We start from the raw sequence: 14768 nt of genomic DNA on the forward strand, positions 1-14768 counted from the left end.
ATGGAAATTGGCAGCTTCCGTCAGTAGCGGGCCGTAGGCTAGCTCCAAGCTGCAGGGAGGATCCGGCTTGTGTCACTCGATCTGATCACGATCGGCCGATCATCCGTCGATTTGTACGGAGTACAGGTCGGCGGGCGGCTGGAGGATATGGCCTCCTTCAACAAATATATCGGCGGATCACCGACCAACATCGCCGCCGGGACTGCCCGCCTCGGCCTGAAATCGGCGCTTATCACCCGCGTCGGCGACGAGCATATGGGCCGCTTCATCCGCGAGCAGCTCGAACGCGAAGGCGTCGACGTCCGTGGCGTCAGAACCGATCCCGAGCGGCTGACGGCGCTGGTCCTGCTCGGCATTCGCGATCAGGAACAGTTCCCGCTGATCTTCTATCGCGAGAACTGTGCCGATATGGCCATTTGCGAGGACGATATCGACCCGGCCTTCATCGCGGAAGCTCGCTGTGTCTGCGCCACGGGCACGCATCTGTCACACCCTCGCACGGAGGCGGCCGTTTTCAAGGCACTGAAACTGGCCCGGGAGAACGGCGCCCGCACTGCGCTTGACATTGATTACCGGCCGAATCTGTGGGGACTCGCCGGCCATGACGCGGGCGAAAGCCGCTTCATCGAGTCCCGGCGCGTGACTGCAAAGCTGCAGTCTACCCTCTCCTTGTTCGATCTCATTGTCGGCACCGAAGAAGAGTTCCATATCGCCGGCGGCTCAACTGACACGCTGGAAGCGCTTCGAACCGTCAGGAAAGTTTCGAAGGCGACACTGGTCTGCAAGCGCGGCCCCATGGGAGCAGCGGTCTTTGACGGCGAGATTCCGGATTCTCTCGACAACGGCCAGACCGGCCAGGGTTTTCCGATCGAGGTCTTCAATGTGCTCGGAGCCGGTGACGGCTTCATGTCCGGCCTCCTCAAAGGCTGGCTGAGCGGAGAAGACTGGCTGACCAGCCTGAAATATGCAAACGCCTGCGGCGCCTTCGCCGTTTCGCGGCACGGCTGCACTCCCGCCTATCCGAGCTGGGAGGAGCTCCAATATTTCTTCCGCACCGGCATTCGCAACAAGGCGCTCCGTAAGGATGAGGCACTTGAACAGGTCCACTGGTCCACGAACCGCGACGGTGACTGGCCGGAAATGCGGGTCTTTGCGTTCGATCATCGCATGCAGATCGAAGCGATCGCGAAAGAGGCCGGAGCCGATCCAGCGAAGATCGATGCCTTTAAGAGTCTTTGCCTGAGAGCCGCGCTCGATGTCGCGGCGGGACGCCCCGGCTACGGTATCCTCTGCGACAGCCGTCTGGGGCGCGAGACGCTCTACAAGGCGACTGGAACCGGCCTATGGATCGGACGTCCGGTGGAGTTGCCGGGCTCCCGTCCCCTCGTTCTGGAGCCGGAGCTCGGACCGGATCTTGGCGGCCTGTCGGAATGGCCTATCAACAACGTTGCCAAGGTGCTGTGTTTCTATCATCCCGACGACGACGCGCAGATGAAGCGGCAGCAGGAGGAAGTGGTCTCACGTCTGTTTGCGGCCACCCGAAGGAACCGGCTGGAGTTCCTGCTGGAGGTGATCCCTTCAAAAGTCGGGCCAATGGATGACGGCACCGTCGCCGCGGTGATCGAGCGCTTCTACGAGATCGGGATCTATCCGGACTGGTGGAAACTGGAGCCGATGAAAACAGCAGCATCCTGGTCGAAAGCCTGCGACGCGATCGTCAAACACGATCCTTATACCCGAGGCATCGTGGTGCTCGGATTGGATGCACCCATTGAGGAGCTGAGTGAGAGCTTTCGCACCGCCGCCCGTTTCGATCTCGTCAAGGGGTTCGCAGTCGGGCGCACAATCTTCGGCGATTGTGCGCGGAAGTGGCTTGCCCGGGAGATCACAGACGAAACGGCTATCGCCGACATGGCAACCAGATATCGCGAGTTATGCGCGATCTGGGACCGTGCGCGCGAGGACAGCCGCGAGGAGAAAGTGGCATGAAAACGGTAAGGCTCACGGCCGCGCAAGCGATGGTGCGTTATCTCGCCAGTCAAATGACCGAGGAGGGTGAATCTTTCATCGCCGGGATATGGGCGATCTTCGGTCATGGCAATGTCGCCGGGATGGGAGAGGCGCTTGCGGGAGTCAAGGACAAATTGACGACCTATCGCGGCCAGAACGAGCAGTCGATGGCTCATGCCGCCATCGCCTATTCCAAGCAGTTGCGGCGCAGGCGCGCCATGGCGGTGACGTCATCCATCGGCCCTGGAGCCACCAATATGGTGACTGCGGCCGCGCTTGCTCACGTCAACCGTCTCCCGGTTCTTTTCATCCCGGGTGACGTCTTTGCCAACCGGGGTCCCGATCCCGTCCTGCAGCAGATCGAGGATTTCGGTGACGGCATCGTCACGGTGAATGACTGCTTCCGTCCGGTGAGCCGTTATTTCGACCGCATCATGCGCCCGGAGCACCTGTTGACGGCATTGCCACGCGCCATGCGGATCATGACCGATCCGGCCGAGTGCGGCCCCGTGACGCTTGCATTCTGCCAGGACGCCCAGGCCGAGGCCTATGATTATCCGGAAAGCTTCTTCGAGAAGAAGACCTGGCATCGCCGGCGGCCCCGCCCCGACGAGCACGAGTTGCGGCGCGCCGTGGATGCCATGAAGGCTGCTCAGAAACCGGTCATTGTCGCAGGTGGCGGCGTGCACTTCTCGGATGCGACAGAAGAATTGAAGGCGTTTGCCGAGCGCCATCGCGTTCCCGTGGTCGAGACCCAGGCCGGCAAATCGGCTTTGCCCTGGGATCATGACGCCAATTTCGGCCCGGTGGGCGTGACCGGCGCATCGAGCGCCAACGCCGTCTGCACGGACGCAGACCTCATCATCGGCGTCGGCACGCGTTTCCAGGATTTCACGACGGGTTCGTGGGCCCTCTTCCGCAATCCCGAACGCCGCATCCTGGCGCTCAACGTTCAGCCCTATGACAGCACCAAGCACGATGCCATCCCGGTTGTCTGCGATGCAAAGGTGGGGCTCTCGCTTCTGAGCGAGGCCTTGGGCAATCAGCGCTTCAACGAACTCCCCGTCACTCTGAAGCAAGACTGGTTTGCCGGCGCCGATCGGATCACTGCCGCGCCTGAGGATGCGAACACCTTGCCGACGGACATGCAGGTGATCGGCGCAGTCCAGCGTGCGGCGGTCGACAATACCGTCGTCATGTGCGCCGCCGGCACGATGCCGGGAGAATTGCATCAGCTCTGGAAGGCCGGGCGGCCCCTCTCGTATCACATGGAATACGGCTTTTCCTGCATGGGATACGAGATTGCCGGCGGGCTTGGCATCAAGATGGCCGAACCGGATCGCGACGTGATCGTCATGGTCGGCGACGGCTCGTACATGATGATGAACTCGGAGCTCGCGACCGCCGTCGCCATGGGCGTCAAGATAACCGTCGTTATCACCGACAATCGCGGTTACGGCTGCATCAACCGGCTGCAGACGGCAACAGGCGGCGCCGAGTTCAACAATCTCTACGAACACACCAGCCAGACCAACGCAATGCAGATCGATTTCGCCGCGCACGCCGCCTCCATGGGAGCGCGTGCGCTCAAGGTTGCATCCATTGCGGAGCTGGAGATCGAGCTGGAGACGGCGCGCGATGCCGAAAAAGTGACCGTGATCGTTATCGGCACCGATCCCTATCCCACACCGGATGTCGGTGGCTTCTGGTGGGATGTCGCAGTCCCCGAGGTTTCGCCCCGCACCCAAGTCAACGAGGCCCGCCTCCGCTACGAAACGGCGCTGAAGGAAAGACGTTAGCATGATTCTCTACGGCACCAATCCCATCGCATGGTCGAACGACGACGACCGTTCGCTCGGCGCCCATATCAGCCTCGACCAATGCCTGGACGAAGCGTCTGAAATCGGCTTCGACGGCATCGAGAAGGGACACAAGTTCCCGCAGGAGCCGCAAGCTTTGAAAGCCGCACTGGAACCGCACGGGCTGCGATACATATCCGGCTGGCATTCGCTGAACCTGCTCACGAATTCGGTCGACGAAGAAAAGGCTGCCATGCAACCGGCGCTCGATCTCCTCAAAGCGATGGGCTCGAAGGTGATCATCGTTTGCGAAACCTCGAACGCTATCCACGGCGACGACAGCAAAGCGTTGAACAACCGGCCGAAACTCGCCGAGGATCAGTGGAAATTCTTTGGTGCGTGTGTCGAGACGCTGGCCGAATATGCGGCAAGCCAGGCAATTACGCTGGTTTACCACCATCACATGGGAACGATCGTTGAAAGCGAAGACGAAATCGACAAGCTGATGGAGAATACCGGCCCGCATACCAAGCTCCTGCTCGACACCGGCCATTGCCTGTTCGGCGGCGGTGATCCGGAGCGCGTCGCAAAGAAGTACATGGGGCGCGTCGGTCATATCCATGCGAAGAACGTGCGGCCGGAAATCGCCCGCCAGGTTCGGGAGGGGAACCTCTCCTTCCTTGAAGGCGTGCGGCGTGGTGTCTTCACGGTTCCCGGCGACAGGCAAGGCGGCGTGGATTTCCCGCCCGTGCTGGAGATTGCCGCCGAACACAATTATCAAGGCTGGCTCGTCATCGAAGCCGAACAGGACCCGGATGTGCGCAATCCGTTTGAATACCAGAGCTTGGGGCTCTCCTCGCTGAAGGCGATGGCGAAGGCTGCCGGGCTGGACAAGGCGGAGGCGGCTGCATGACAAACCTGCTTCGAAAGCCGAAAGGCATATCCGGCAAAGTCCATGACGTGACGCCCAAGGATGCGGGCTGGGGATATGTCGGTTTCGGGCTTTATAAACTGAAACCCGGCGAGACCGCCGCGGAGAAGACCGAAGACAAGGAAGCCATCCTTGTGCTTGTCGAAGGCAAGGCTGAGATCAGCGGCGGGGGCAAGAATTTCGGAGAACTCGGCGACCGGATGAACGTGTTCGAACGCAAGCCGCCGCATTGCGTCTACATTCCCGCGGATTCCGAGTGGAGCGCCTGCGCCACCACCGACTGCGAACTGGCTGTCTGTACCGCACCGGGAAAACCCGGCCGCGAGGCAATGGCGATCGGTCCCGAAGGCCTGGCGCTCAACACACGCGGCAAGGATGCCAATACGCGCTACATCTATCCGATCGCGATGGAGGAGCGCGACGTGGCCGATAGCCTGCTCGTGACGGAGGTCTTTACGCCTTCCGGAAACTGGTCCTCCTATCCTCCGCATCGGCATGACGAGAACAAGCTCCCCGACATGACCTATCTGGAAGAGACCTATTATCATCGGCTCAATCCGTCGAAGGGTTTTGGCTTCCAGCGCGTCTTTACGGAGGATGGCTCGCTCGACGAGACCATGGCCGTCTCGGACGGCGACCTGGTTCTGGTGCCGAAGGGTCACCATCCCTGCGGCGCACCCTATGGTTACGAGATGTATTACCTCAACGTCATGGCCGGTCCGATCCGCAAATGGCGGTTCAAGAATCATCCGGACCACGACTGGATTTTCCAGCGCGACAATCCGTGACGCGCCGTCTCGACATCCGCATGCCGTTCGGGAGGATGAAATGACAGATTTGGGCGTCGGCCTGATCGGCACCGGCTATATGGGCAAGTGCCATGCTCTGGCGTGGAATTCGGTTGCCGGCGTATTCGGCGACGTGGAGCGGCCGAGGCCGGTGGCGCTCGCTGAAGTGAATGCCGACCTCGCCGCCCGCAAGGCCGCCGAACTGGGCTTCGCCACTTCGACGGGTAACTGGCGTGACCTTATCGACAATGCGGATGTCGACGTCATCTCCGTCACCACGCCGAACGCCTTTCACGCGGAAATGGCGATCGCCGCGCTCGAAGCCGGGAAGCATGTCTGGTGCGAGAAGCCGATGGCGCCACTGCTTGCCGATGCGGAACGCATGCAGGCGGCGGCCGCGCGATCCGGCAAGGTCGCCGCGATGGGCTACAACTATATCCAGAACCCGATGATCCGCCAAATCAAGGCACTGATCGACGGAGGCTCGATCGGCGCCGTCAATCACGTCCGCGTCGAGATGGATGAGGATTTCATGGCCGATCCACAGTCCCTCTTCTATTGGAAGAGTGAGGCAAGCTCCGGTTACGGCGCGCTCGACGATTTCGCCGTGCACCCCTTGTCATTGCTCTTCATCCTGTTCGGTCACGTGGAGACGGTCATCGCCGACATGGTAAAACCCTATGCCGAACGGCCGCTTGCTAGTGGCGGATCTCGCGCGGTCGAGAACCACGATATCGCGAGCGTGCTGCTGCGGCTCGAATGTGGCATCTCCAGCGTGCTCATGGCCAACCGCTCCGCCTGGGGCCGAAAAGGCCGCATCGCCTTGCAGATCTTCGGTTCTACAGGTTCGATCCTCTTCGATCAGGAGCGGCTGAACGAGATCGAACTCTACCAGAATGCCGGCGAAAAGGCGGAACAAGGGTTCCGCAGGATTTTGGCTGCTCCGATCCATGCGCCTTATGATCGCTTCATCCCCGCACCCGGCCACGGCCTTGGCTTCAACGACCTGAAGATCATCGAATGCCGGGAATTGTTATCGGCGATCCGGGGTGAAAGAGCGCATCTGATCCATTTTGACGACGGCTTGAGGATCGAGCGCAGCATCCACGCCATGGCCCGTTCCTTCGCGGAGCGCCGCTGGGTCAGCCTCCTGGAAAGCTAGGCGCTCCCTGGGGGATTGGAGATGCAAGGACATGAAATCCATGCTGGCCCTCAATGCTGCAGCCGGATCGTCGAGTTGATGCACCTCTTCGGCAAAGGGCTCAAAGGAGAATGATCCTTCATAGCCACCATGGAGCAGCGTGCGAATCTGGCCAAGGTTATCGAGACGATCGCCTGCATCCACCAGCACTCGGTGGGAGTCGCGCAAACCGCCGACCGGCGTCTTCCTATCGGTCACGCCTGAAATATGCACCAAGCCGGTCAGCTGCGGAAAGAAATCCGCTTCTCCCGCGAGCATATGGTGAAAGGTATCGTGAACCAGCCGGAAGGTCTTTTCGAAACCAAGTTCTCCGATTGTGTCAGCCGCTTCCCTCTTCGAACGCAGCGAACAACCGACAAAACCCAGGGGCTCGACAAGCCCAATGAGGCCCGCATCGTCGAGCAGCGGCCGCAATTGCCTCAGCGCGATTCTCAGGTCGCCGAGCCTGTCCTTGCCGGCATGGCTATGGCCATCATTGACGGGAACGAGGACAAGCGCCTTCGCACCGCAAGCCTCGGCATAGCAAGCAAGGGCGCGCGTTTCAGCCTCGCGCTCGCCATTCCACTTGTTGAAGCGCTGCAATGCATTGATCGAAAGAATGGAGAGGTTCCGCTCCTCGGCGGTCGCTTTGACGTCTGCAGGAGGCGTGCCATCGAGGATTGCCCGACCGGGAAGGTCGTTGCGGATTTCGACGGCGCTAATGCCCAGCCTCTTTGCAAGATCGAAAAACGAGCCGAGCGGCAGGCGGGGAGCCGCCATATGATTGAGGCCGAAGGCGATCGCCATGACAGATGTTCCTTGTTCAGCGCTGTGCGCGTTTCTTCTGGCGATAGACGTCCGTTACGACCGCGGCCACGATGATCATGCCTTTGACGATCTCCTGATAATACGCATCGACTCTCAGGAAGGTGAAGCCGGAGGTCATGACGCCAAGGATGATGGTGCCGATGACCGTGCCGGTGATCCGTCCTGCACCGCCGGCGAGCGAAGTGCCGCCGATGACCGCCGCAGCGATGGCATCGAGCTCATACATTACACCCATGCCGGCCTGCGCCGTTTGCGCACGGGCAGCAGTCACCACACCGGCAAGTCCGGCAAGCATGCCGGCAATTGCATAGACCTTGACGAGATGCCGTTCCACATCGATGCCCGATACCCGCGCCGCCTGGACATTCGCACCGATAGCGTAAGTAAACTTGCCGTAGCGAGTATATCGCAGCGCCACGTGGAAGATGGTCGCGACCAGGAGGAAGACCACGACCGGCCATATGCTTGTTCCGACGAAAGTGAACTGCTCGGTGAGACCAGAGACCGGCTGGCCTTTGGTGTACCACTTCGAAATGCCGCGGGCGGTCACCATCATGCCAAGCGTGGCGATGAAGGGCGGAATTTTTGTCTTGGCGATCAGCTGTCCATTGATGTAGCCGGCCAGAAGTCCCGCCAGAATGCCGACCCCGATCGGAATGAAGAACGGCAGGTCCGTCAAGCTCGGGTAGAGTGCGCGCGGCCAGGTAGAGGACTGGGCGAAGCTGGCTGACAACATGGCCGTCAAGCCGACGACCGATCCGGACGAGAGATCGATCCCACCGGTGATGATGACCTGGGTCACCCCCACCGCAATGATCCCGATCACCGATACCTGCAGGATCATGATTGTCAGGCGCTGCTGGTTGAGCAGGAAGCTCTGCCCGACGAAGATCCAGCCGAGCAGTTCGTAGACCAAGGCTATGCCGATCAACACGAGGAAGATGTTCGCCTCCGGCGGCATCCGCCTACGGCGTTGGCCGATCTTGACCTTCAGGTCAGGTTTGACAAGGCTTTCGCTGCTCATTTCTTCCTCCCTGAAGCCGCCTCTAGTGTGAGGCGAGTTCCATGACTTTGACCTGTGTTGCTTCCTCCCGGGTCAGAAATCCGGTAACGCGACCTTCGTGCATGACCATGATCCGGTCGCTCATTCCGAGGATTTCCGGCATCTCCGAGGAGATCATGATGACGGCGACGCCTTGTTTCGCCATTTCCGTGACGAGACGGTGAATCTCGGCTTTGGCGCCGACATCAATGCCGCGCGTTGGTTCGTCAAGGATCAGTATGCGTGGATTGGTCAGCAGCCAGCGCCCGATCAGGACCTTCTGCTGATTGCCGCCGGAGAGATTCTCGATCCTCTCCTGCAGGCTCGGCGTCTTCACCCTCAGCTTGCGACACATATCCTCACATGCCGCCGCAACATCCGTTTCATGAACGAAGCCATTACTCACGAACTTGTCCTGCAGGACGGCGATCTGCATGTTCTCGAGAACATCGAGAATCAGCAAACAGCCGGTGTCCTTCCGGTCTTCTGTCAGGAAAGCCATGCGATGACGGATGGCCATGGTCGGATTGTCGATTGCGACTTCCTTGCCGTCGATCGAGATCGTGCCCGATGTCGCGGGCGTGACACCGAATAAAGTCTCCGCGACGTTGGAACGCCCCGAACCGACCAGACCCGCAACGCCCAGGATTTCGCCGGCGCGCACGTCAAATGACACATCGCGGAACGTGCTTCCGAGCGTCAGGCCTTTGACCGAAAGGATGATCTCGCCGAGCGGTACGTCCTCCTTCGGAAACATCTGCGTGATCTTGCGGCCGACCATCATCCGGATGATGTCGTCGCGAGTGACGTCCTTGGAGGAGTGGGTGCCGATATATTTTCCGTCCCGGAAAACCGAAAACTCGTCCGCGATCTCAAAGAGTTCGTTCATCTTGTGAGTGATGTAGACAATGCCGATACCTTGGTCGCGAAGACTGCGGATGATCTGAAAGAGGTGGCTGACCTCTCGCTCGGTCAGCGCCGAGGTCGGCTCGTCCATTATCAGGACGTCGGATTCATAGGAAACCGCCTTGGCGATCTCGACCATCTGACGGTTGGCGACGGAGAGTTCCTTGACCGGGGTCTCGGGATCGATTGCTATGTTGAGACGGTGGAACAGCTCCTCCGTCCTGCGGCTCATCTCGCCATGATCGATCAGACCGAACCGGTTCAACGGCTCCCGACGGATCCAGATGTTTTCCGCCACCGTCATATAAGCCATCAGATTCAGCTCCTGATGGATCATGGCAATTCCGTTTTCCAACGCGTCGAGAGGGGAATCCAGGCGGATATCGACCCCCTTGAGCTGCACGCGCCCCTGGTCTGGCTTGTAGATCCCTGCAAGTATTTTCATCAGCGTCGATTTACCCGCGCCGTTCTCGCCCATCAGCGCATGGACACTGCCACGTTTGAGGCGAAAGGAGACGTCGTCGAGCGCGACGACACCCGGGAATTCCTTGCGGATACCCTCTGCCATCAGCAGGAACTCCGCGTTCGGGATCGCACCGCTTTTGCGTATGGCGGCCATGGTTGCAGGGCTGACGGCCATTTTCGTCTCCTCCTCTCGCAAAAAGCGAAGCATGGGCCACGTCGAAGCGCAGCCCATGCAGAACGGATCAGTTCTTGGCGACGAAATCCTTGACGTTTGCGGGCGTGACGAGCTGGAAGGGGATGTAGACCTTCTTGTCCACCTCCTCCCCTTTGGCAAGTTTCAGCGCAGCATCCAGCGCACCCTTGCCCTGGCCCGCGGCATCCTGAAACACAGTCGCATCCAGGTCACCCGCCTGCATGGCGGCAAGCGCGTCCTGGGTGGCATCGACACCTGCGACGACGACGTCCTTCATGTCCTTGCCAGCGGCCTTCAACGCCTGGATGGCACCGATCGCCATCTCGTCATTGTTGGAGATCACGGCGTCAAATTCGATCCCACTGGAGAGCCAATTGGTGACAAGATCAGCACCTTGCGTGCGTTGCCAGTTGGCGGTCTGCTCCTCAACGACTTTCATGCCTTTGCATTCATCAGCAGCGACGACGTCATGCACCGCCTTGGTGCGCATACGGGCGCCCTGGTTGGAAAGCTCGCCCATCATGATGACGACATTACCCTTGCCGCCCAGCAGCCGACATACTTCCTTGGTTTCAAGCGTGCCAGCGACAATTTCCTCGGATGCAACGAAAGCCTGCTTGTCAGGCAGACTATCCACATTCACCGGTTCGCGGTTCACGTAGACCAGCGGAATGCCCGCATCCGAAGCAATCTTGGACATGGCCGTGGTGGCATCGGTATCAACCGGGTTGACGATAATCGCATCAACTCCGGCGGCGATGAAGTTCTGGATCTGGCTCTGCTGCTTGGCGACATCGTTCTGCGCATCTTCGACCTGAAGTGTCACACCGTCGAGCGTCTTCGCATAGTCCTGCATGCCACTGCGCAGAACAGTCAGGAAGTTATCGTCGAACAGCGCCATCGAAACACCAATGGTTTCAGCATGAGCCGCCGTGTTCAGCAAAACCGACAGAGCAGCGCTCAGGAAAAGCTTTTTCATGTGATGTCCTCCTCTGGGGTGTCCGGGCACCCGTCCATCCGGAAACCGGCCCTCCCGGCCGGTTGCATATCCGCATGCCACGCTCCCGACGCGGCAGCAAAACGGAATAAATGAACCGTTACTTTAGAAATGCAGATGATTTATTCCATTTTTCCGTCAGCTAGTCAATGATGACAGTTGGAAATCGATTGCTGACGATCGCCATAGCGGGACGGCAAAAGGACCAATCTGCGCATGCGCGATGCCCTTTTTCGATACTCCGAACCGAACCACCATCCCATTGCCTCGCATCCACGGAACGTGGCCGATATAAAATTCCTAATTCGTTTATAATTTGGAATTATATATTCCATGCGACATCTTCGAGGCTGCGTTTCCGAAACAATCGCCGAGAATTGTCTTTCCAAGCCTGTTTTTGCATTTGCGAATGCAAACAAATGGCCGGCTATGGCGAAGACACGCTTCATGACCACGCCTTGCTTCCGGCTTCGGTGTTTTATCGGCTGGGTATCCGCTGCAATCCGGCAAACTCATTTCGCTAGGCTGTTGAAAATATTTGGGACGAATAAAAAATTCCAATCTTAATTGACAGAACGGAATTATCTAATAGGTTGTGCCTGCCAATATGAGGGACAAGCGCCGGAACCGGATCATGGAGAAACGAGATAAGCTCTTTATCTTTGATATCGGCGGCGTTTTCGTGAAGCTTGATCCGGCTTCACGTGACCGGGCCATATTGCAGGCCGGGGACACCGATCTCTCATTCCGCTATAGCGATGCTCCGGAGGCAATCTTCCGGGATTTCCGATTGGGGCGATCAACGGAACCCGATTACGTGCGCAAGCTCGCCGACATGTTCGCAGTGTCCTCAGATCGGATTTACGAAGCCGAACATGCATACGTTGCCGAGGGATACGGGGAATTCATAGACTTTGTCCGGCGGCTGCGACGGCACCATCGGGTCGTGTGCCTGAGCAACAATCAGGCCATTCACTGGCGCTACATCAGCGAGAATCTTCTGGGCCGCGGCTATTTCGACCATGAATACCTTTCACATGAAATGTGCCTGGAGAAGCCTGACCACATGATTTTTCAGGAAGTGTCACGAACCGAGCGATGCTCCGACAAGGAAGTCATCTATGTCGATGACATTGAAGAAAATATCATCGCAGCACGGAAGATCGGATGGCAACATTGCATCGTGCATCGTGATCCGGTTGAAACGGCGAGAATGCTTGAGGCGCTTGCCGCCGATAAGCCCCTGAACTGAAAAGGACGGAGTCCCGCCATGGCACGGATGACCCTCAATGGCATCAGAAAAAATTTCAACGCTATCAATGTGCTGCACGGCATCGATCTCGAAATCGCCGACAAGGAATTCATCGTTTTCGTCGGGCCGTCGGGGTGTGGAAAGTCGACGCTGCTCAGGCTGATTGCCGGTCTCGACTCGATCAGCGCAGGCGAGTTCCGCGTCGATGACAGGCGCATGAACGAGGTGGCGCCGTCCAGGCGCGGCATTGCCATGGTCTTCCAGTCCTACGCGCTCTATCCGCATATGGATGTCTATGAGAACATGGCTTTCGGCGCGCGCCTGATGGGGCTGAACAAGATCGAGATCGATCGTCGCATCGATGAAGCGTCCAAAATGCTACGGCTCGACCCACTACTCAAGCGCAAGCCGCGGGAACTCTCCGGCGGGCAGCGCCAGCGCGTCGCGATTGGGCGTGCTCTGGTCAGAAAGCCAAAGGTCTTGCTGCTGGACGAGCCGCTATCCAACCTGGACGCAGCGCTCCGCTCCGATGTGCGGCTTGAAATCGCCAGGCTTCACCGGGAGATCGGCGGCACGACGATCTACGTCACCCATGATCAAGTCGAAGCCATGACGCTGGCCGACCGTATCGTCGTCATGAACAACGGCAAGGTGGAACAGTTCGGCAGCCCGCGGGAACTCTACGAAAGACCTGCGAACACATTCGTTGCAACTTTTATCGGCTCACCGCGCATGGCGCTCCTCAACGTCGAGCGGAGCGGTAACAACCTCGGACTTGCCGGATCGGGCTCCGTTACGCTCGACAGGCTTCCGCCCTCGGATGAGCGGGACCTGGTCATCGGCGTTCGGCCTGACGCGCTCACGGTTTCTACCGGCGAGGCGACCAGCGGTTTCCGGGGCAACGTCGTCTACACCGAATACCTGGGCGACAATACCTATGTGTATGTGAGGCTCGGCGACGGCACGCTTGTCAGCGTCCGGTCCTCCGACGGGACAGCTCTCAAGCCCGACGCGCCTGTCGTGGTGAGCGTCGCTCCGGAAGCGGTGCACTATTTCAGCCGGACAACGGGGGAGAGGTTGGCGGCCTGAAACCATGTTCGTCTCCTATAAATATCAAAGAGGAAGGAACCAGATGAAAAAGCTAGTTTTGAGCACGATAGCCGCGCTGGGAGCTTTGGCGACGGCTCTGCCGGCGGTCGCGCAGGAATTGACGTTCTGGAGCTGGCGCCAGGAAGACAAGGCGCAATACGAAAAGTTCATCGACGCATTCGAAGCGAAGAACCCGGGCATCACCGTCAAATTCGAGGCTTTCGAGGCGACCAATTACAACACCATCCTGTCGACGGCGCTCGCCGGCGGGTCGGGTCCAGACGTGATGTTCGCCCGCGCGTATGGCGGCCTTGAGACGGTCGCCAGTGGTGGTTACCTGCTACCCCTCGACAAGGACAACGTGCCTGCTTTAGCGAATTTCGCACCGGCTGCACTCGCTGCCGAGAGCATGCGTTCAGACAAGACGACCTATGCCGTGCCCTTCGCGAGCCAGACCATGCTGGTCATCTACAACAAGGATGTCTTCGAAAAGAACGGCATCAGCGAGCCGCAGACCTGGGACGAACTTGTCCAGGCATCGGAAAAGCTGAAAGCGGCGGGCGTCATGCCGTTCGCAAACGGAACAGCGACTGCCTGGCAGAATGAAGTGGTCGTTGGCGGCATCGCCTCCACGATCATGGGCCGCGCCTTCTATGACGATCTGATGAGCGGCAAGGCCGACTTCACCGACAAGCGCTATGTCGAGGCGCTCACCAAGCTCAAGGAAATCAGCAAATATTTCCCCGACGGCTTCATCGGCCTGGATTATGCCTCCGCGCAGCAGCTCTTTTCTTCGGGCATGGCGGGCATGTTCGTCGGTGGCTCCTACGAACTGTCGAATTTCAAGAAACAAAATCCCGATATCAAGCTCGGCATCTTCGCCACTCCCGGCCTGAAGGCGGAAGACGAAAAGCTCGTCGCGCAGTATTTCGACGGCGGCTATGCCGTCAACGCCAAGACGGCAAACAAGGAAGCGGCGCTCAAGTTCGTGAATTTCCTTGCTAGCCAGGAGTTCGGGCAGATGTTTGCAGACGGCTTGAACAACATCTCGGCCGTGCCGGGTGTTACGTTCAAGAATGAGCTCCTGGGCGAAGTGGCGGAGCTCAACAAGCACTCCATTGCCTATATCATGCTGGTGCATTTCCGTTACGGTGAGCCATCGGGTTCCGTCCTGTTGCAGAGCGAGATCCAGAAACTGCTGAGCGACAAGGCGACCCCGGAAGAGGTCGGCAAGAACCTGACGACCGGGCTTGCCAACTGGTACGCTCCCTTCAAGAAGTGATCCAGA

Annotated in this window: 11 protein-coding genes and 1 pseudogene; 8 read left to right on the forward strand and 4 right to left on the reverse strand. The window is 59.0% G+C overall.

Features of this window, described 5'->3' with window-relative positions; all coding sequences use genetic code 11:
* Positions 1–69: 69 nt before the first annotated feature.
* From ABK249_RS18740 to ABK249_RS18760, 5 genes are read left to right on the forward strand one after another with little or no spacing between them, the layout of a single operon-like run.
* A complete protein-coding gene (locus tag ABK249_RS18740) occupies positions 70–1989 on the forward strand; it encodes a bifunctional 5-dehydro-2-deoxygluconokinase/5-dehydro-2-deoxyphosphogluconate aldolase (RefSeq protein WP_415926450.1) in 1920 nt (639 codons plus the stop codon).
* On the forward strand, positions 1986–3809 hold the full coding sequence (gene iolD, locus ABK249_RS18745; protein ID WP_348863629.1) for a 3D-(3,5/4)-trihydroxycyclohexane-1,2-dione acylhydrolase (decyclizing): 1824 nt from the start codon (positions 1986–1988) through the stop codon (positions 3807–3809). Before ABK249_RS18740 ends, iolD begins: the two co-directional genes overlap by 4 nt.
* A 1-nt stretch (position 3810) precedes the next feature.
* On the forward strand, positions 3811–4722 hold the full coding sequence (gene iolE, locus ABK249_RS18750; RefSeq protein ID WP_348863630.1) for a myo-inosose-2 dehydratase: 912 nt from the start codon (positions 3811–3813) through the stop codon (positions 4720–4722).
* A complete protein-coding gene (gene iolB, locus ABK249_RS18755; protein ID WP_348863631.1) occupies positions 4719–5528 on the forward strand; it encodes a 5-deoxy-glucuronate isomerase in 810 nt (269 codons plus the stop codon). Before iolE ends, iolB begins: the two co-directional genes overlap by 4 nt.
* Positions 5529–5568: 40 nt before the next feature.
* Positions 5569–6690: a Gfo/Idh/MocA family protein gene (locus tag ABK249_RS18760; RefSeq protein WP_348863632.1), complete on the forward strand. Its 1122-nt coding sequence runs from the start codon at positions 5569–5571 to the stop codon at positions 6688–6690.
* A 27-nt stretch (positions 6691–6717) separates the two neighbouring features.
* Here ABK249_RS18760 and ABK249_RS18765 read toward each other — a convergent pair.
* From ABK249_RS18765 to ABK249_RS18780, 4 genes and pseudogenes are all read right to left on the reverse strand, one after another.
* A pseudogene (locus tag ABK249_RS18765) lies at positions 6718–7515 on the reverse strand (TIM barrel protein); the annotation flags it as partial.
* Positions 7516–7531: 16 nt separating this feature from the next.
* On the reverse strand, positions 7532–8560 hold the full coding sequence (locus ABK249_RS18770) for an ABC transporter permease (protein ID WP_037152145.1): 1029 nt from the start codon (positions 8558–8560) through the stop codon (positions 7532–7534).
* Between the two features lie 22 nt (positions 8561–8582).
* A complete protein-coding gene (locus tag ABK249_RS18775; protein ID WP_348863633.1) occupies positions 8583–10124 on the reverse strand; it encodes a sugar ABC transporter ATP-binding protein in 1542 nt (513 codons plus the stop codon).
* Positions 10125–10191: 67 nt separating this feature from the next.
* Positions 10192–11121, reverse strand: coding sequence for a sugar ABC transporter substrate-binding protein (locus ABK249_RS18780; protein ID WP_227704727.1), 930 nt, complete (start codon positions 11119–11121; stop codon positions 10192–10194).
* A 625-nt stretch (positions 11122–11746) separates the two neighbouring features.
* Between ABK249_RS18780 and ABK249_RS18785 the strand changes: the two genes are divergently transcribed.
* The 3 genes from ABK249_RS18785 to ABK249_RS18795 are packed head-to-tail and all read left to right on the forward strand — an operon-like array spanning position 11747 to position 14762.
* Entirely contained in the window at positions 11747–12391 is a 645-nt protein-coding gene (locus tag ABK249_RS18785; protein WP_348863634.1) for an HAD-IA family hydrolase, read from the forward strand.
* 18 nt (positions 12392–12409) lie between these two features.
* Entirely contained in the window at positions 12410–13480 is a 1071-nt protein-coding gene (locus ABK249_RS18790; RefSeq protein ID WP_037152135.1) for an ABC transporter ATP-binding protein, read from the forward strand.
* 43 nt (positions 13481–13523) lie between these two features.
* On the forward strand, positions 13524–14762 hold the full coding sequence (locus ABK249_RS18795; RefSeq protein ID WP_348863635.1) for an extracellular solute-binding protein: 1239 nt from the start codon (positions 13524–13526) through the stop codon (positions 14760–14762).
* The last annotated feature ends 6 nt before the right edge of the window (positions 14763–14768 follow it).

The sequence above is a fragment of the Neorhizobium phenanthreniclasticum genome (assembly GCF_040066075.1).
GTDB classification, from domain to species: domain Bacteria; phylum Pseudomonadota; class Alphaproteobacteria; order Rhizobiales; family Rhizobiaceae; genus Neorhizobium; species Neorhizobium petrolearium.

Bases quoted from the DNA above. Each gene is read 5' to 3' on its own strand.
- iolB (WP_348863631.1), top strand. From the start codon at position 4,719: ATGACAAACCTGCTTCGAAAGCCGAAAGGCATATCCGGCAAAGTCCAT.
- ABK249_RS18770 (WP_037152145.1), bottom strand. From the start codon at position 8,560: ATGAGCAGCGAAAGCCTTGTCAAACCTGACCTGAAGGTCAAGATCGGC.
- ABK249_RS18785 (WP_348863634.1), top strand. From the start codon at position 11,747: ATGAGGGACAAGCGCCGGAACCGGATCATGGAGAAACGAGATAAGCTC.
- ABK249_RS18775 (WP_348863633.1), bottom strand. From the start codon at position 10,124: ATGGCCGTCAGCCCTGCAACCATGGCCGCCATACGCAAAAGCGGTGCG.
- ABK249_RS18760 (WP_348863632.1), top strand. From the start codon at position 5,569: ATGACAGATTTGGGCGTCGGCCTGATCGGCACCGGCTATATGGGCAAG.
- ABK249_RS18795 (WP_348863635.1), top strand. From the start codon at position 13,524: ATGAAAAAGCTAGTTTTGAGCACGATAGCCGCGCTGGGAGCTTTGGCG.
- ABK249_RS18780 (WP_227704727.1), bottom strand. From the start codon at position 11,121: ATGAAAAAGCTTTTCCTGAGCGCTGCTCTGTCGGTTTTGCTGAACACG.
- ABK249_RS18790 (WP_037152135.1), top strand. From the start codon at position 12,410: ATGGCACGGATGACCCTCAATGGCATCAGAAAAAATTTCAACGCTATC.
- iolE (WP_348863630.1), top strand. From the start codon at position 3,811: ATGATTCTCTACGGCACCAATCCCATCGCATGGTCGAACGACGACGAC.
- iolD (WP_348863629.1), top strand. From the start codon at position 1,986: ATGAAAACGGTAAGGCTCACGGCCGCGCAAGCGATGGTGCGTTATCTC.